The organism is Streptomyces sp. NPDC014864 (assembly GCF_043081525.1).
Lineage (GTDB): Bacteria > Actinomycetota > Actinomycetes > Streptomycetales > Streptomycetaceae > Streptomyces.
Window position 1 is genome coordinate 147,359 of record NZ_JBIBWT010000013.1, and the last position, 17,727, is coordinate 165,085.

At 68.0% G+C, this 17,727-nt stretch carries 10 protein-coding genes; 4 read left to right on the forward strand and 6 right to left on the reverse strand.

The genetic code is table 11. The annotated features are described in order from the left end of the window. Window positions 1–280: 280 nt before the first annotated feature. Both ACF1A5_RS23520 and ACF1A5_RS23525 read left to right on the forward strand, forming a co-directional pair. Window positions 281–4,081: a GH92 family glycosyl hydrolase gene (locus ACF1A5_RS23520; protein WP_392194822.1), complete on the forward strand. Its 3,801-nt coding sequence runs from the start codon at window positions 281–283 to the stop codon at window positions 4,079–4,081. Window positions 4,082–4,582: 501 nt separating this feature from the next. Next, the gene (locus ACF1A5_RS23525) at window positions 4,583–7,249 is read left to right on the forward strand and encodes a tetratricopeptide repeat protein (protein WP_392194823.1); all 2,667 of its coding nucleotides are present in this window, start codon (window positions 4,583–4,585) and stop codon (window positions 7,247–7,249) included. On the opposite strand, the gene ACF1A5_RS23530 is transcribed toward ACF1A5_RS23525, so the two are convergent. From ACF1A5_RS23530 to ACF1A5_RS23555, 6 genes are all read right to left on the reverse strand, one after another. Then, window positions 7,246–8,838 (reverse strand): ATP-grasp domain-containing protein, encoded by a 1,593-nt coding sequence (locus ACF1A5_RS23530; protein ID WP_392194824.1) that lies wholly within the window; start codon window positions 8,836–8,838, stop codon window positions 7,246–7,248. The genes ACF1A5_RS23525 and ACF1A5_RS23530 overlap by 4 nt on opposite strands. Continuing rightward, window positions 8,835–9,527 (reverse strand): aspartate/glutamate racemase family protein, encoded by a 693-nt coding sequence (locus ACF1A5_RS23535; protein ID WP_392194825.1) that lies wholly within the window; start codon window positions 9,525–9,527, stop codon window positions 8,835–8,837. Before ACF1A5_RS23535 ends, ACF1A5_RS23530 begins: the two co-directional genes overlap by 4 nt. Further along, complete coding sequence (locus ACF1A5_RS23540) at window positions 9,524–10,699, reverse strand: MalY/PatB family protein (protein ID WP_392194826.1); 1,176 nt, start codon at window positions 10,697–10,699, stop codon at window positions 9,524–9,526. The genes ACF1A5_RS23535 and ACF1A5_RS23540 overlap by 4 nt, the downstream gene beginning before the upstream one ends. After that, entirely contained in the window at window positions 10,677–11,462 is a 786-nt protein-coding gene (locus ACF1A5_RS23545) for a serine O-acetyltransferase (RefSeq protein ID WP_392194827.1), read from the reverse strand. Before ACF1A5_RS23545 ends, ACF1A5_RS23540 begins: the two co-directional genes overlap by 23 nt. Continuing rightward, window positions 11,459–12,358, reverse strand: a complete 900-nt coding sequence (locus tag ACF1A5_RS23550; protein WP_392194828.1) for a PLP-dependent cysteine synthase family protein — start codon at window positions 12,356–12,358, stop codon at window positions 11,459–11,461. Before ACF1A5_RS23550 ends, ACF1A5_RS23545 begins: the two co-directional genes overlap by 4 nt. 214 nt (window positions 12,359–12,572) lie before the next feature. Beyond that, entirely contained in the window at window positions 12,573–15,368 is a 2,796-nt protein-coding gene (locus ACF1A5_RS23555) for an aconitate hydratase (RefSeq protein WP_392194829.1), read from the reverse strand. A gap of 401 nt (window positions 15,369–15,769) precedes the next feature. Between ACF1A5_RS23555 and ACF1A5_RS23560 the strand changes: the two genes are divergently transcribed. Continuing rightward, window positions 15,770–15,967, forward strand: a complete 198-nt coding sequence (locus ACF1A5_RS23560; protein ID WP_392194830.1) for a DUF4236 domain-containing protein — start codon at window positions 15,770–15,772, stop codon at window positions 15,965–15,967. A gap of 78 nt (window positions 15,968–16,045) precedes the next feature. Beyond that, complete coding sequence (locus tag ACF1A5_RS23565) at window positions 16,046–17,575, forward strand: helix-turn-helix domain-containing protein (RefSeq protein WP_392194831.1); 1,530 nt, start codon at window positions 16,046–16,048, stop codon at window positions 17,573–17,575. Window positions 17,576–17,727 lie beyond the last annotated feature (152 nt).

Here is a 17,727-nt window from a genome sequence, read left to right on the forward strand (position 1 = left end):
GGCCGGTCGAACGGCCCTGCGGACGCCGACAGGTATAGTCCACTTTCCGCCGACTGAGCAAGATCGAATGCAAGGTTGGCGGTCGGTCTTTTCCGAGTTGAGACCTCGCGGAGATATGAGCCGTCTGTGCGTTCCTCGCCGGATAAATCCGCGGCTTTGCGCTCGAACGCCACTCTCAACACCCTTGACATCCCTGGCCACTTGACTCCCTACTGGTCCTTGCGCGCCGAAGTTGACAACGTTGTCCGGCGCGCGGGGAAGCCAGGGAGGGTGCCCTCGTATGCAGCGCAGAGAACGGCACAGATGGGGTCCGGCGGTCGTCCTTGCGGCCGCCTTCACCATGGCCGTCGGCTCCCAGGGGGCGGCGGTCGCCCTGCCCGGCGGGGCCCCGCCCGCCGACCGGGAGTTCGCGTCCTCGTTCGAGTCCGGGGACCCCGCGCCGGACTGGCTGAACACGGTCGACACCGCACCGAACGGCAGCAGGCGCGCCTCGGGCGTGGACGGCGGATACAGCACCGGCATTCCGGGGAACGCGGACGACCACGTGGTCGACCTCCGGGCCAGCGGCGAGAACTCGGGTGCCGGCGAGGTCAAGGAGAACCTCGTCGACAGCGAACCGGGCACCAAGTGGCTCACCTTCGAGCCCACCGGATGGGTCGAGTTCGACCTCGACAAACCAGCGAAAATCACCCGATACGCCCTCACCTCAGCCAATGACTACGCCGAACGCGACCCGCGGGACTGGACCCTGAAGGGCTCCACCGACGGCAAGGACTGGAAGACCCTCGACACCCGCTCGGGCGAGACCTTCTCCGAGCGGTACCGGACGAAGACGTACGACCTGGCCGAGTCGGCCGAGTACCAGCACTTCCGGCTCGACATCACCGCGAACAACGGCGCCGGCATACTCCAGGTCGCCGACGTCCAGTTCTCCACCGGCGGCAGCGGCGGCCCGGTCCCGCAGGACATGCTCTCGCTGGTCGACCGCGGCCCGAGCGGCTCACCGACCGCGAAGGCGGGCGCGGGCTTCACCGGTCGGCGGGCGCTGCGCTACGCGGGGCGGCACACGGCCGACGGGCGGGCGTACTCGTACAACAAGGTCTTCGACGTCGACGTCCGGGTGGCCCGCGACACGCAACTGTCGTACCGGCTCTACCCGTCGATGGCGGACGGCGACCGGGACTACGACGCCACCGACGTCGCGGTGGACCTGGCCTTCACCGACGGCACCTACCTGAGCGATCTGGGCGCCACCGACCAGCACGGCTTCGGCCTGAGCCCGCGGGCGCAGGGCGCGGCCAAGGCGCTGTACGTCAACCAGTGGAACAACGTGGTCTCCCGGATCGGCTCGGTCGCGGCCGGCAGGACGGTCGACCGGATCCTCCTGGCCTACGACTCCCCCGGTGGCCCGGCGAAGTTCCGGGGCTGGCTGGACGACGTGGCCATCCGGCAGGCCGCCCCCGAGACGCCCAGGGCGCACCTGTCGGACTACGCGCTGACCACCCGGGGCACCAACTCCAGCGGCAGCTTCTCGCGCGGCAACAACTTCCCCGCGACCGCCGTCCCGCACGGCTTCAACTTCTGGACGCCGGTCACGAACGCGTCGTCGCTGAGCTGGCTGTACGAGTACGCACGTGCGAACAACGACGCCAACCTGCCGACGATCCAGGCGTTCAGCGCGAGCCACGAGCCGAGCCCCTGGATGGGGGACCGGCAGACCTTCCAGGTGATGCCGTCCGCGGCCTCCGGCACCCCGGACACCGGCCGCACGGCCCGCGCGCTGGCCTTCCGCCACGAGAACGAGATCGCGCGCCCCTACTACTACGGGGTGAGGTTCGAGAACGGCCTCAGGGCGGAGATGACGCCGACCGACCACGCGGCGGTGCTGCGCTTCACCTACCCCGGCGACGACGCGAGCGTGCTGTTCGACAACGTCACCGAGCAGGCGGGCCTGACCCTGGACAAGGAGCACGGGACCGTCACCGGCTACTCGGACGTCAAGTCCGGCCTGTCGACGGGAGCGACCCGCCTGTTCGTCTACGGCGTGTTCGACAGGCCGGTGAAGGACGGCTCCGCGAGCGGGGTCAAGGGCTACCTGCGCTTCGACGCGGGCTCCGACCGCACCGTCACCCTGCGCCTGGCAACCTCCCTGATCAGCGTCGACCAGGCGAGGGACAACCTGCGCCAGGAGGTCCCGGACGGCATGTCCTTCGACGCGGTGAAGGTGCGCGCCCAGCGCGCCTGGGACAGGCTGCTCGGCAAGGTCGAGGTCGAGGGCGCCACGCCGGACCAGCTGACCACCCTGTACTCCAGCCTCTACCGGCTGTACCTGTACCCGAACTCGGGCTTCGAGAAGGCCGGGGGCACGTACCGGTACGCCTCTCCCTTCTCCCCCATGCCGGGCCCGGACACCCCGACCCACACCGGCGCGAAGATCGTCGACGGCAAGGTGTTCGTCAACAACGGCTTCTGGGACACCTACCGCACCACCTGGCCCGCGTACTCCCTGCTGACGCCCGGTCAGGCGGGCGAGATGGTCGACGGTTTCGTGCAGCAGTACAAGGACGGCGGCTGGACCTCGCGCTGGTCCTCCCCCGGCTACGCCGACCTGATGACCGGCACCTCCTCGGACGTGGCCTTCGCCGACGCCTACGTCAAGGGCGTCCACATGGACGCGAGGGCGGCCTACGACGCGGCGCTGAAGAACGCCACCGTCGTGCCCCCGGCCTCCGGCGTGGGCCGCAAGGGCATGAGCACCTCGCCCTTCCTCGGTTACACGAGCACCGACACGCACGAGGGCCTGTCGTGGGCGATGGAGGGCTACGTCAACGACTACGGCATCGCCAGGATGGGCGAGGCCCTCTACCGGAAGACGGGCGAGAAGCACTACAAGGAGGAGGCGCGGTACTTCCTCAACCGCGCCCGGGACTACGTGAAGCTGTTCGACTCCGGGGCGGGCTTCTTCCAGGGCCGGAACGCCCGGGGCGACTGGCGTGTCGACTCCTCGAAGTACGACCCGCGCGTGTGGGGCTACGACTACACCGAGACCGACGGCTGGGGCTACGCCTTCACCGCCCCGCAGGACAGCCGCGGCCTGGCCAACCTGTACGGCGGCCGGACGGGACTCGCGGAGAAGCTCGACGCCTACTTCGCCACGCCGGAGACGGCCTCCCCGGAGTTCACCGGCTCCTACGGCGGGGTCATCCACGAGATGACCGAGGCGCGGGACGTCCGCATGGGCCAGTACGGCCACTCCAACCAGGTCGCGCACCACGTCCTCTACATGTACGACGCGGCCGGTGAGCCGTGGAAGGCGCAGGCGAGGGTCCGCGAGGCGCTCTCCCGCCTCTACGTCGGCAGCGAGATCGGCCAGGGCTACCACGGCGACGAGGACAACGGCGAGCAGTCGGCCTGGTACGTCTTCTCCGCGCTCGGCTTCTACCCGCTGGTGATGGGCAGCGGCGAGTACGCCATCGGCTCCCCGCTGTTCACCAAGGCGACCGTGCACCTGGAGAACGGCCACGACCTGGTGATCAAGGCGCCGGGGAACAGCGCGCGGAACGTCTACGTCCAGGGCGTGCGGTTCGACGGAGCGGCGTGGAAGTCCACGGCGCTGCCGCACTCGCTGCTCGCCAGGGGCGGGGTGCTGGAGTTCGACATGGGGCCGAAGCCGTCCTCGTGGGGCACCGGCCCGAACGCGGCTCCGGTGTCGATCACGACCGACGACAAGGTGCCGAGCCCGGGGGCGGACGTCCTGAAGGGCGACGGGGCGCTGTTCGACGACACCTCGTCGACGGACGCCACGGTGACGACGGTGGACCTTCCGGTGGCCGACCCCGCCGAGGCCGTCCAGTACACCCTGACCTCGGCCGCGGACCACGCCAGGGCCCCGACCGGCTGGACCCTCCAGGCGTCCGGTGACGGCACGACCTGGAGGACGGTGGACAAGCGCTCCGGCGAGTCCTTCGCCTGGGACAGGCAGACCCGCCCCTTCACGATCGCCTCGCCGGGCACGTACCGGAAGTACCGCCTGGTCCTGGACGGCGCGGCGACCCTGGCGGAGGTGGAGCTGCTGGCCTGACCCGGGTAGGGCGCTCCGCATGAGGCGGGCGAGTCCGGCATGAGGAAGGGGCGGGCCCTCGGGCCCGCCCCTTCTTGCCGCCCAGCTGTCACCGGCGTGGCGAGGGTGAAGTGGTGCAGGTATGTCACATACCGAGAACTGCGCGGGCAGGCGTCCTCCCCCTGCGTCCGACCGGTTCGCGAGCCCGGCGGTATCGGCCGCATCGCCGGGTCCGCGCTGAGCAGCAGCCGCGCGACAGCCCACCTCGACGGACCATCGATGCGGTCTGTGAAGTGTGGGGAGAAAGGGGAGGCCTGAGAGAATTCTTCGGATCGGCCGCAGTCCTTCAGTCAGAGAAAATCGTGTATTCACCCCAGCCGAAGCTCCTGCAACGCAGGATTTCTATTGTTGACAGGGCGACAGGAGTGCCGACACGAGACCCACCCACGTCTAGGCAAGAGTCCCGCCCGATGATTTAGTCGTACGCATTACCATTCATTGGCGGTCCGCTATCGGGGGAATATGGCCAGGCATCTCAAACCAGTCCTGCTCGCCACCGGTGCAGCAGTCGCGGTATCACTCCCGGGCGTCTTCGCAGCGGCGCAGCTCAAGTCGCCGGCTGTGGCCGCAAGCGCGGTCGGGCTGGCCACCGTGGTCGGTGTCTTCGCCGGCTTCTGGAAGGAAGGCCTGCTCCAGACGTTCCAGAAGGACCGGGAGAACGCCACCTTCGTGCGCGACGGCTGCCTGACCACCCGGGGCAATCTGCCCCTGGTCCGTCAGGTGGTGGAGCCCACCTGGCTCGGCGTGCACGCGGCACGCCGCACCACTGGCCGAACCACCACCAGCCAGCCCCCGTACGTGCCGCGCGACATCGACGACGAGTTGCGGGAATGCCTCGCCGCCGGTGCCTTCGTCCTGATCGTCGGCGACTCCACGGCCGGGAAGTCACGCGCCGCGTATGAGGCACTCACCGCTACTCTTCCGCAGCACACGCTCGTCGCGCCGCAGACACGTGCGGCTCTGCCGTACGCGATCGAGCAGACCACCGCCACACCACGTGCCGTCCTCTGGCTCGACGACCTGGAACGGTTCCTCGGCGACGGCGGCCTGTCCCGCAACCTCATCACCAGATTTCTGGACTCCAAGGACCAGCACCGCGTCGTACTGGCCACCATCAGGGTCTCCGAGCTGGACACGTATCTGCGGACGGACAACGGCTCACGGCCGCTCAACCGCGAGGTACTGGACGCTTTGGCGCTGGCCCACCGCATCGACCTGCCCCGCATGTTCTCGGCGGCGGAGCGCGACAGGGCGGCTACCCGCGCCTGGGACCCGCGCATCACCGCGGCGCTCAACCAGGCCGACCGGTTCGGTATCGCGGAATACCTATCGGCCGGACCCGAGTTGCTGCACTTGTGGCATGCGGCCCGGGACGGAGGGGATCACGTACACGGCGCGGCACTAGTCTCAGCCGCCGTGGACTGCCGCAGGGCGGGCGTGACCGCTCCTCTGCCGCGCAGTGCGCTGGAAGAACTCGCCGTCCACTATCTCCCCAAGCGCGGCGGCATCCCCTATCAGGGTGAGGCCCTGACACAGGCCTGGGAATGGGCCACTGAGGTCCGCACCACCACAGCGCTGCTCACCCCGGTGGCGCCCGGAATGGTCGAGGTCTACGACTATCTGGTGGACGAGACCATCCGCACCGCGGTCTCACCGGTCTCGGACACCGTTCTCTCAGCAGCTCTTCATTTTTCCGATGCGGCCGATTCGATGCGCATCGGCACCATCGCCCGCACCCACGGCAAATACACGATCGCGCTGCGCGCGTACGAGGCCGTGCGCAATGCGCGCGTCGTCTCTCTCGGGGAGGAACACCCGGAAACCCTCACCAGCCGGGGAAACCATGCGGCAGTCCTGCGGGTACTGGGCCGGCTGCGGGAGGCCGAGACGGAACACCGGGCCGTTCTGGAGGCCCGGGTACGCGTCCTCGGCATGGACGATCCCGCCACATTGGTGAGCCGCAACAACCTCGCCCTCGTACTGCATGACCTGGACCGGCTGGAGGAAGCGGAAACGCAGCACCGGATCGTCAGCGACATACGGAAACGGGACCTTGGCGAGGACCATCCGGCCACACTCACCAACCGCAACAATCATGCCTTGGTCCTGCACGATCTAGGGCAGGTTTCGGCGGCCGAAGCCGAGCACTGCGCCGTCCTGCTGGCCTACCAGCGGCTGCTGCGCACCGCCGAGGCGGAGCTGACCGCCGGGACGCCGAACACCGCGGCCGTACTCAGGTCGCTGGGCAGGCTGGAGGACGCCGAGGCCGAGCATCGTACGGTTTTGGACACCAGCACCCGGGTCTTCGACCCCGACCACCCCAACGCTCTCACGAGCCGGGGCAGCCCGACCCTGGTGCTCCATGCCGTGGAGCGGCTGGACGAGGCGGAACAGCTGCACCGCTCGGTCTACACGGGATATGCGCGGGTCCTCGGTCCTGATCATCCCTCCACCTTGACCAGTCGTGAGAATCTGGCGGTGGTCCTGCACGCGCGCGGCAAGTTGGCGGAGGCGGAGGCGGAGCATCGGGCCGTGGTGGACAACTTCGCACGGGTTCTCGGCCCGGACCACCCCTCCACGCTCACCAGCCGATCCAACCTCGCAGTGGTACTCCAGGCACTGGGCCGGGCGGCAGAGGCGGAGAATGAGCACCGGGCCGTGGTCGACAACTTCTCACGGGTCCTGGGCCCCGATCACCCTTCGACGCTCACCAGCCGCAACTACCTCGCCGCTCTGCTGCTGTCACTGAACAAGACCGCCCAGGCCGAGGCGGAGCAGCGGGCGGTCCTGGAGGGCTTCCGGCGCGTGCTGGACCCCCACCACTCCTCGATCCTCACCAGCCAGGGCAATCTGGGGGTGGTCCTGCACGCGCTTGGCCGCTATGCCGAGGCAGAGGCAGAACTTCGCGAGGTTCTGGCGGGGTTCAACCGTGTGCGCGGGCCGCTGCACCCCTCAACGCTGTCGAGCCGGTCGAATCACGCGGACGCGCTGCACTCCATGGGACTCGTCGCCGAGGCCGAGGCCGAACACCAGGCCGTGCTGGAGGGATTCGTCCACGTGCTCGGTCCCGACCACCCTCGTACCGTACGCGCCCGGGAGATGATGCGCCGAGGTGGGCGGCGCCGCTAGGGCGGGACCTCTCCCAGGCTGCGGGAAAGGGCTGTCCCCTCAACGGCGGAGGGCTCCCGGTCCCGGGAGGATGCCGCCGCCTCGCCGAGCGTGTCGAGCAGGTCGGCAAACTCGGTGATGAGTCGGTCGCACTCCTCCGCCGAACCACCGATAGCCGTGACGCCCATCTTTCCGAACCGGCCGAGCGCCGGCCACAGATGCGGTATGACGCCCCGTCCGGCCTCGCGGTCCAGGCGCAGGCGGGGAGACCGGCGCAGCGCCGCGATCAGCGGGGCGGCGGACATCCCGCGGCTGGACGGGGACCATACGCTGTCGGTGGCGCGGAAGCAGACGTCCCGGCCGTCGCGTCCGACCAGCCGTCCCGGCACGGCGCGATCCAGCGGGAGTACGGCCCGCACGGTCCGGTTGGGATGCGTACTGCCCGTCTGTCGCACATTGATCTCGGTGGCGAACAGCGAGGGCGCCGCACCCCGACCGGGCGAGACGGCCATGAAGTCGACACCGACATGGCCTGAGAGTCCACGCCTTGCGAGCGCCGAGAAAACCCGACGCGCCTGGCGCGCCACCTCGTCGTGGTACTCGTGCCTCGCCGGATAGCGGCAGCCCAGGTAGTCACCCGCGGTTCCCACGAGTTGATCGTGGACGCCGAGCGGTTCCACACGTGCGGGGCCGCCCGGTACCGGTCGAAGATGGGCGAGAGCGCTCGGATGCCGGATGACACACCCCGCGTCGGCTCCCAGGCGTCGTTCCACGACGGCTCCTGCCCTGCCCAGCCACTGCAGGTAGCGGGCCCTTCCCACACCGGCCCCCATCGGCTGCAGAGAGGTGCGCAGCTCCCGCTCGACGGCCGACGGGCGGTCGTTGTCGATGACCACAAGGGCGTTGCCGTGGCCTGATCCGAATCCGTGGTCGAGCTTGACGAGCCACTGGCCGGGACCGTGGGTACGTACAAGGGCCGCGATCCGCGCGGCAAGAGAGGAAAGATCGTGGTCTGCCATGTAGGAACCCGGCGCATGGCTCACGCCCGCCGCCCGGAACAATTGCCGGCTGCCCGATTTGCTGCCCCAGCCGAGCAGGCGAGGATCGGCCTCGAGAAGGTCGAGGCCCAGCGCCCGGGCGAGCGCGGCCATGCGCGCGCTGGAGGCGAAACATGCCAGGCCCTCTACGGTGTGACCCGCCCTGCGCGCCACATCCACGGTGTGCCCCAGCCGGCGGAGCAGACAGGGGGCGTCGAGGAGCTTCTCGCTCAGATGCCGCTCACTGTGGTCTTCGATCTCGACCAGAGCATGCCGTGCCCGGCGGTCGGCGGCGGACGTGGGCCCCGGAGGCACGAGGTCCAGCAGGTAGTCCTCTACGTCCGGACCCACCGGTGGCGCCTGCACCATGACCAGGGAGAGGTCAGGTTCCGAGGCCACCCGCAGCGACTCCCACAGGCCCCGCGACGAGGAGAGCCAACGGCCCACTCCGAAAGACATCTCCTCGGCGCTGAACTCCTGCGAGGGGCAGACCAGGCGCAGCCGGAGGGCGGCTCGGGCACCCAACGTCGCGTCCAGCCGGTCGAGCGATTGCGTGCGCCCGCCCGCCGTCATACAGACAGCGCCCAGTCCAGGGCCGACTGGACATGGATGAGCGTGGTGTCGAAAACGGGCAGCGGACTGGTGTGCTCGTCGATCAGCAGGCCGATCTCGGTGCAGCCGAGGATGACGGCCTGGGCTCCTCGGGCGGCGAGAGACTCGACGATCCTGATGTACGTGTCCCGCGACGAGTCGAGCACCTGACCGAGACACAACTCGTGATAAATGATCTTGTGGACGCGGGCCCGCTCCTCCGGTTCCGGGGCGAGGACCTCGAACCCCCTGGCGACCAGCCGGTCTCGGTAGAACGCCTGCTCCATCGTGTACCGGGTGCCCAGCAGCGCCACCTTCTGCACGCCGGCCCGCTGCAGGGCGTCCGCGGTACCGTCGGCGATGTGCAGCACGGGGACGCCGAGTCCCTCCTGAATGGCCGGATAGACCCGGTGCATCGTGTTCGTACAGATCAGCACGCAGTCGGCGCCGGCGAGTTCGAGTTGGTGGGCGCGTTGCGCGAGGTACTTCCCGGCTTCAGCCCAGTCCCCGTTCTCCTGCATTTTTTCGATTTCGGCAAAGTCTACGGAGTGCATTACGCACCGGGCGGAGTGCAGACCACCGAGACGCTCGCGGACTCCTCGATTGAGCTCCTGGTAGTAATACGCCGTCGACTCCCAGCTCATCCCCCCGAGAAGACCGATTACCTTCATTTCCTCGACCCTTTCCTGTCGCCCGCGTCGAGCGCGTGGCGAATTCTTTCGAGTATCAATTCGAGTCTTGCTCCGGAGGTTCCGAAATTGAGCCGAACGAATCTCTCCAGAGACGCGCCGAAGACCTTACCAGGCTGTACTGCGATCTTCGCGGTGTTCAACAGGAACTCCTGCGCGTCGGCGCCCACCCGTGCAGCCCGAAGATCGATCCACGCAAGATAGGTGGCCGCCGGCGGCCTGAAGTGCAGCTGCCTATAATTTGATAGAAAATCCGCCAATCTGGCTCGATTGACACTCAATTGTGCTCGTAATTGATCCAGCCAGGGCTCACATGATTCCCATGCGGCGATCGTGGCGGCGAGCCCCAACACACTCGCACCACTGCGCAGATGCCACGGAAGCCTCCGGAATCTCGCAAGCAAATCGTCGCTGCCGAAGTGACCGACGGCGCAGCGAAGCCCGGCGACATTGAAACTCTTCGCGGCCGACGTGAAAACGATCGTACGTTCAGCGGCAGTCTCTACGGAGGCAATCGACCGGCACTCCGTCTCGGCGTAAACGATCTCCGCATGGATTTCGTCGGCGAACACAACCGCGTCGCGGCGGGCAGCGAGAGCCGCCAGCGCTTCCAGCGTGCTCCTGTCGAATACGTGACCGGTGGGGTTGTGGGGTTGGCAGAGCACGATCAGCCGTATCCGCTGCGCGTTTTCCATTGCCGCCCAGGCTTCCGAAATTCCGTCATCGCCGATGTTCCCCGCCGGTACCAGGACGGCGCGGCGCCCGAGCGACCGGATCGCCTCCAGGAACGGCGGATAGGTCGGCGAGTGAACCAGCACCTGATCACCCGCTCGCGTGAAGGCGAGGATCACGCAGCACAGTGCCTGGGTGATTTGCGCACAGACCTCCACCGCTCGGACGTTCGGGCGCCAGCCTTGCGTCCGATGAATCCGCTCTGCGAAGAGTTCGGCCAGGTGCACCGGGGTGCCGCTGGTGTAGTCGGGATAGCCGAGGTCCGACCGGTCGACGGCGTCGGACAGCGCCGCGCGAATGGGTGGCGCGACGGCGAAGTCGAGTTCCGCGATGTCGGCCGGAATGACGTCGCCCGGGACACGGCCCCACTTCAGCCCTCGTCCAGCCCGCAATTGCTCGTCAGACAGCGCGATCAGCCGCATCGTCACCCACCTCGAACCCTGCGTGATCGCGAACGGCTTCTTGTGCGGACTGCTCCGGCCGACCGAGATTCCTGCTCGTCACCTGCAGGACGGAGATCACGCGAATCCGGGAACCCGCGGGCACGTCCTCGGTGATCCTCGCCCCGGACTCGATGCGGCAGTCGTCGCCGATGGTCACGGGTCCGAATACGGCGACGTTCCCGGCGATCTCCACGCGGTTGCCGATCCGGGGATGCCGCCTGCCTGCCCACTGCGCCGGGCCACTCCTGATCGCCCGGCTGCCCAGGACGACGTTCTGCAGCAGATAGCAGTCGCTGCCCATGCGCACTTGCTCGCCGATGACCGTCCCGTAACCGTGGTCGATGACGGTCCGGCTGCCGATCACCGCTGCCGGATGGATCTCGACGCCGGTCTCTCGCTTGGCCGTCTCCGCGATGCATCGGGCAGCGATCACCAAGGCGTGGTCGGGCTGCCGGCCGCCGGTCATCGCCATGCCGATGCGATGGAGGTCATGGGCCACGCGATGGGCCAGCAATGCGCGGAAGCTGAGATGACTCTCGTACGCGTAGACCACGCTCGACCTGGCTGCCGGGTCCCGCGCAACCAGCGCGTACAGGTCCTCCAGCACCATGACTGGTACGTCGGACATCAGTTCCAGGACCGCTGCGGGGCTGAGCCCCACGTGCCTCAGTCGCCTGCCCACGAGACGCAGGAGCGTACCCATGTCGGCCTGGATCTGCCGGACCGGCACCGTGTTGGTCATTCGTAGTCCTCTCCGCGGTCGTAGAGAAAGGAGATGCAAACGACCCCGGAGGGCACACGAGCGGCACCCGGGGGAAACATCTTGAGGACGGCTGCGAAATTGCCGCAGCTGCTGGGGCCGACAAATACCCGGTACTCGGTCGAAAGCCGCCGTCCGGCTGCAGCGACTTCGTCGTCCGTGACCGGGACGATCTCGTCCAGTTCCGAGCTCGGGAAGAAGGGGGCGGGCTGTCCCACCGAAAATCCCTGCAGCGCATGACTGCCGTGGACATCTTCTTTCAGATCACAGTTGGGGGGCTCCACCCCGATCACGGTGACCTGCCGGAACCACTGGCCCAGGGCTGATGCGACACCTCGCGCGGTCGCTCCCGTGCCGAGGCCGGTGACGAGGAGAACCTTGGTGTCACGGCCGTGGCCGCCGCCGATCAATTGGGCCAGGATTTCCGCCCCGGTGCCCTGCTCATGGGCTGTCGGATTTGCCGTGTTGTCGAACTGATTGAGGTAGTGAAATCGTCCGGGTTCCCGGCGCAGGATCTCCTGTACTGCCGCTTCGTTGTCCTGGCATCCCGGATGAGAGATTCCCCGATCCAGCACGGTCGCGCCAAGGCGAGCGGCCAGTTCCTTTTTTCGCTTGGAGTAGCCGGGGTCGGTGACCAGCACGAGTTCGTATCCACGGATTTTCGCCTCGATGGCCAGACCTATGCCAAGATTTCCGCCGGTACGCTCGATCAGCGCAGTGGAGCCGCCGCGCACAATGACTCCACGCCGTTCCGCATCATCCACGAGGGCACGGGCCACCCTCGCTTTGTGACTGCGCCCCGGATGCAGGAATTCACATTTCAGGAGTACACCCGGCAGTGCTTCGAGCAGCGGTGTAGGCAGCAAAGGGTCCGACATGAAGAGAGTGTAGTACCGGGCATGACAACCCTCAAGCAAGTGCGGAATATTTCAGCCAGCCCGTACGAGGGGCCAGGGCGACAAGAAATGGTGCGAAATATTCTGCTGTTTCTCGTGGGGTCGATCGGGATTGATTCACCCGGGTTGCCGCTCAAACGCGAAGGGCCGCGCCCCCGGTGCCCGGGGACGCGGCCCGACCGCGTGGCGTGATCCCTTACTTGCGGATCAGGCTGCGCAGCACGTACTGCATGATGCCGCCGTTGCGGTAGTAGTCCGCCTCACCGGGGGTGTCGATGCGGACGACCGCGTCGAACTCGACACCGGTGTCGGTGGTGACCTTCACCGTGCCCGGGGTGGTGCCCTCGTTGAGCTCGGTGACGCCCGAGACGGAGAAGGTCTCCTCGCCGGTCAGGCCGAGGGACTCGGCGGTCTGCCCCTCCGGGTACTGCAGCGGCAGGACGCCCATGCCGATGAGGTTCGAGCGGTGGATGCGCTCGTAGGACTCGGCGACGACGGCCTTCACGCCGAGCAGCGCGGTGCCCTTGGCCGCCCAGTCGCGGGACGAGCCGGAACCGTACTCCTTGCCGGCCAGGACGACCAGCGGGATGCCCTGCTCGATGTAGTTGCGCGAGGCGTCGTAGATGAAGGAGACCGGGCCGTCCTCCCGCGTGAAGTCACGCGTGTAGCCGCCCTCGGTGCCCGGCGCGATCTGGTTGCGCAGGCGGATGTTGGCGAACGTTCCGCGGATCATGACCTCGTGGTTGCCGCGGCGCGAGCCGTAGCTGTTGAAGTCGCGGCGCTCCACGCCGTGCTCCGTGAGGTACTGGCCCGCCGGGGTGTCGGCCTTGATGGCGCCGGCCGGGGAGATGTGGTCGGTGGTGACCGAGTCGCCCAGCTTGGCGAGCACCCGGGCGCCGGCGATGTCCTCGACCGGGGCCGGGTCCATCGTCATGCCCTCGAAGTACGGGGGCTTGCGGACGTACGTCGACTCCGCGTCCCACTCGAAGGTGTTGCCGGTCGGGATCGGCAGCGACTGCCACTGCGCGTCGCCCGCGAAGACGTCCTGGTAGGACGTGGCGAACATGTCCTGGCCGATCGCGGAGGCGACGACCTCGTTGACCTCCTGCTCGGACGGCCAGATGTCCTGAAGGTAGACCGGCTTGCCCTCGGCGTCGGTGCCGATCGGGTCCTTGGTGATGTCCACCCTCATGGAACCGGCGATGGCGTAGGCGACGACCAGCGGCGGGGACGCCAGGTAGTTCATCTTGACGTCGGGGTTGATCCGGCCCTCGAAGTTGCGGTTGCCGGAGAGCACCGAGACGACGGCGAGGTCGTTGTCGTTGACCGCCTTGGAGACCTCCTCCGGCAGCGGGCCGGAGTTGCCGATGCAGGTGGTGCAGCCGTAGCCGACCAGGTTGAAGCCCAGCTTGTCGAGGTACGGGGTGAGGCCGGCCCGGTCGTAGTAGTCCATGACGACCTTGGAGCCCGGGGCCAGGGTGGTCTTGACCCACGGCTTGCGGGTCAGGCCCTTCTCCACGGCCTTCTTGGCGACCAGGGCGGCACCGACCATGACGTACGGGTTCGAGGTGTTGGTGCAGGAGGTGATGGCGGCGACGGTGACGGCGCCGTGGTCCAGGTCGTACTCCGAGCCGTCGGGGGCGGCGACGGTCACCGGGTTGGACGGGCCGGGGCCGGGGACGACGGCGGAGTGCCGCGGGGCGCCCGCGCCGTTCTCCGTGTGGCCGTAGGCCGGGGCGTCGCTGGCCGGGAAGGACTCGGCGGACGCCTCGTCGACCGGGGACTCCACGCCCTCCGCGGCGCGCTCGCCGTCCTGGACGTAGTTGAGCACGTCGCTGGTGAACTGCTCGGCGGCCCGGGACAGGACGATGCGGTCCTGCGGGCGCTTGGGGCCGGCGATGGACGGCACGACCGTGGACAGGTCCAGCTCGAGCTTCTCGGAGAAGTCCGGCTCGGCGTGCGGGTCCAGCCAGAGGCCCTGCTGCTTGGCGTACGCCTCGACCAGGGCGACCTGCTGGTCGGAGCGGCCGGTCAGGCGCAGGTAGTTGAGGGTCTCGTCGTCGATCGGGAAGATCGCGGCGGTGGAGCCGAACTCCGGCGACATGTTGCCGATGGTGGCGCGGTTGGCGAGGCTCGTCGCGGCGACGCCCTCGCCGTAGAACTCGACGAACTTGCCGACGACACCGTGCTTGCGCAGCATCTCGGTGATGGTCAGCACCAGGTCGGTGGCGGTGGTGCCGGCGGGCAGCTCGCCGGTGAGCTTGAAGCCGACGACGCGCGGGATCAGCATGGAGACCGGCTGGCCGAGCATGGCGGCCTCGGCCTCGATGCCGCCGACGCCCCAGCCGAGGACGCCGAGGCCGTTGACCATGGTGGTGTGCGAGTCGGTGCCGACCAGGGTGTCGGGGTAGGCCTTGCCGTCGCGGACCATGACGACACGGGCCAGGTGCTCGATGTTCACCTGGTGGACGATGCCGGTGCCCGGCGGGACGACCTTGAACTCGTCGAAGGCGGTCTGGCCCCAGCGCAGGAACTGGTAGCGCTCCTTGTTGCGGCCGTACTCCAGCTCGACGTTCTGCTTGAAGGCTTCGTGGGTGCCGAACTTGTCGGCGATGACGGAGTGGTCGATGACCAGCTCGGCGGGGGCCAGCGGGTTGATCTTGGCGGGGTCGCCGCCCAGCTCCTTGACGGCCTCACGCATGGTCGCGAGGTCCACGACACACGGGACGCCGGTGAAGTCCTGCATGATCACGCGGGCCGGCGTGAACTGGATCTCCTGCGACGGCTGGGCCTGGGAGTCCCAGTTGCCGAGGGCACGGATGTGGTCGGCGGTGATGTTCGCGCCGTCCTCGGTGCGCAGCAGGTTCTCCAGCAGGACCTTCAGGCTGTAAGGCAGTCGGGCCGAGCCCTCGACCTTGTCAAGCCGGAAGATCTCGTACGACTCGTCGCCCACCTGCAGCGTGCTGCGGGCGTCGAAGCTGTTCGCCGACACGACAGTCTCCTTCATTGATGTGCGCGTACCACCACGATCCTGCCGCCACGGCATCTCGGCCAATCCGCTAAGGTAGGCCTTAGTTAGGTAAGCCTTACCAAGGTGGCGGCTGCGGTGCGCCTTGGCAGATATCTCGATGTCGAGATAACTCTAGTACATGGGCGCCGGATGGTCATGCCCGGCCTCGCGCGGACCCGCGCCGCCGCGCGTGAGCAGGCCCACATCCGCACCACCCCCTCCCCTCGGCGGACCGGCGCCGGACCGCCGGGCCGGGCGTTCTCGCGTATGTCGCACGGAAGTTGCGCCATGAGCAGGCCGGACGGGGGTATGCGAGGTGAGCCGGGGCAACCCGGCACCACTTGAAATCGCCCGCTGTGCACGACTTCAGAACGGAGACACCCATGGGGCTCACGTTCCGCAAGAGCTTCCGGATCCTTCCGGGGGTGCGGCTGAACATCAACAAGCGGTCCTGGTCCATCACGACCGGCGGGAAGAACGGGCCGAGGCACACGCACAGCAGCACCGGACGTCGTACGACATCGATGGATTTGCCGGGACCTTTCGGATGGCGTAGCACCCATTCCGGAAAGCGTCACTGACGGCGCCTCACCGCGCCTCCTCACCCGTCTGGCCCCCCACAAGAGGTGCCATCTCATATCTGAGATAACCTCAGCCTCATGGCAGACGACTACCTCGTACGTATCGGCAAGCTCATCCGTGACGCCCGGCAACACCGGGGCTGGACACAGGCGCAGCTCGCCGAGGCACTGGGCACCAGCCAGAGCGCCGTCAACCGCATCGAGCGCGGCAATCAGAACATCAGCCTTGAGATGATCGCCCGGATAGGTGAGGCTCTCGACAGCGAGATCGTGTCGCTGGGCTACGCGGGCCCGATGCATCTGCGCGTGGTCGGCGGCCGACGGCTGTCCGGCGCCATCGACGTGAAGACGAGCAAGAACGCGTGCGTGGCACTGCTGTGCGCCTCCCTGCTGAACAGGGGGCGCACGGTGCTGCGCCGGGTGGCCCGGATCGAGGAGGTGTACCGCCTCCTGGAGGTGCTGGGCTCGATCGGCGTCCGCGCCCGCTGGATCAACGACGGCACCGATCTGGAGATCGTGCCGCCGGCCGAGCTCGACATGGCCGCCATCGACGCCGAGGCCGCCGTCCGCACGCGGTCCATCATCATGTTCCTCGGGCCGCTGCTGCACCGCATGGACCGCTTCATGCTGCCGTACGCGGGCGGTTGCGACCTGGGGACGCGGACCATCGAGCCGCACATGATCGCGCTGCGCCGGTTCGGTCTGGACGTGGCGGCCACCGAGGGCCAGTACCACGCCGTGGTGGACCGCTCCGTCCGCCCGGACCGGCCGATCGTGCTGACCGAGCGCGGCGACACCGTGACCGAGAACGCCCTGCTCGCGGCCGCCCGCCACGACGGGGCCACGGTCATCCGCAACGCGTCCTCCAACTACATGGTCCAGGACCTCTGTTTCTTCCTGGAGGCGCTCGGCGTCCGCGTCGAGGGCATCGGCACCACCACGCTCACCGTGCACGGCGTGCCGGCCATAGACGTCGACGTGGACTACTCCCCCTCCGAGGACCCGGTGGAGGCGATGAGCCTGCTGGCCGCCGCGGTCGTCACCGAGTCGGAGCTGACGGTGCGCCGGGTGCCGATCGAGTTCCTGGAGATCGAGCTGGCGGTCCTGGAGGAGATGGGCCTCGACCACGACCGCAGCCCGGAGTACGTCGCCGACAACGGCCGCACCCGGCTGGCGGACCTCACCGTCCGGCCCTCCAAGCTGGAGGCGCCGATCGACAAGATCCACCCGATGCCGTTCCCCGGCCTGAACATCGACAACGTCCCCTTCTTCGCGGCCATCGCGGCCGTCGCGCAGGGCAAGACGCTGATCCACGACTGGGTCTACGACAACCGAGCCATCTACCTGACGGACCTCAACCGCCTGGGCGGACGCCTGCAGTTGCTCGACCCGCACCGCGTCCTGGTCGAGGGCCCCACCCGCTGGCGCGCCGCCGAGATGATGTGCCCCCCGGCCCTGCGCCCCGCGGTGGTAGTCCTGCTGGCGATGATGGCGGCGGAGGGCACGTCGGTCCTGCGCAACGTGTACGTCATCAACCGCGGCTACGAGGACCTGGCCGAGCGCCTGAACTCGATCGGGGCGCAGATCGAGATCTTCCGGGACATCTGAAGCTTCTAGGAAAAAGTAGCGTGAAACCCTCCTGACTTGCACAAATGCGAGGCAGGAGGGAACTCATGGGCGCCTCTGGGACTTTCCTGGGAGTTCTGGCCAGGCGCGGAGCTTGGGGAGTGACAGGCACTTCACGTGATCCGTCATCTGGA

Excerpts from the sequence above, each read along its gene's own strand:
- ACF1A5_RS23520 (WP_392194822.1), top strand. The coding sequence starts at position 281 with ATGCAGCGCAGAGAACGGCACAGATGGGGTCCGGCGGTCGTCCTTGCG.
- ACF1A5_RS23550 (WP_392194828.1), bottom strand. The coding sequence starts at position 12,358 with ATGTCGGACCCTTTGCTGCCTACACCGCTGCTCGAAGCACTGCCGGGT.
- ACF1A5_RS23545 (WP_392194827.1), bottom strand. The coding sequence starts at position 11,462 with ATGACCAACACGGTGCCGGTCCGGCAGATCCAGGCCGACATGGGTACG.
- ACF1A5_RS23525 (WP_392194823.1), top strand. The coding sequence starts at position 4,583 with ATGGCCAGGCATCTCAAACCAGTCCTGCTCGCCACCGGTGCAGCAGTC.
- ACF1A5_RS23535 (WP_392194825.1), bottom strand. The coding sequence starts at position 9,527 with ATGAAGGTAATCGGTCTTCTCGGGGGGATGAGCTGGGAGTCGACGGCG.
- ACF1A5_RS23540 (WP_392194826.1), bottom strand. The coding sequence starts at position 10,699 with ATGCGGCTGATCGCGCTGTCTGACGAGCAATTGCGGGCTGGACGAGGG.
- ACF1A5_RS23560 (WP_392194830.1), top strand. The coding sequence starts at position 15,770 with ATGGGGCTCACGTTCCGCAAGAGCTTCCGGATCCTTCCGGGGGTGCGG.
- ACF1A5_RS23530 (WP_392194824.1), bottom strand. The coding sequence starts at position 8,838 with ATGACGGCGGGCGGGCGCACGCAATCGCTCGACCGGCTGGACGCGACG.
- ACF1A5_RS23565 (WP_392194831.1), top strand. The coding sequence starts at position 16,046 with ATGGCAGACGACTACCTCGTACGTATCGGCAAGCTCATCCGTGACGCC.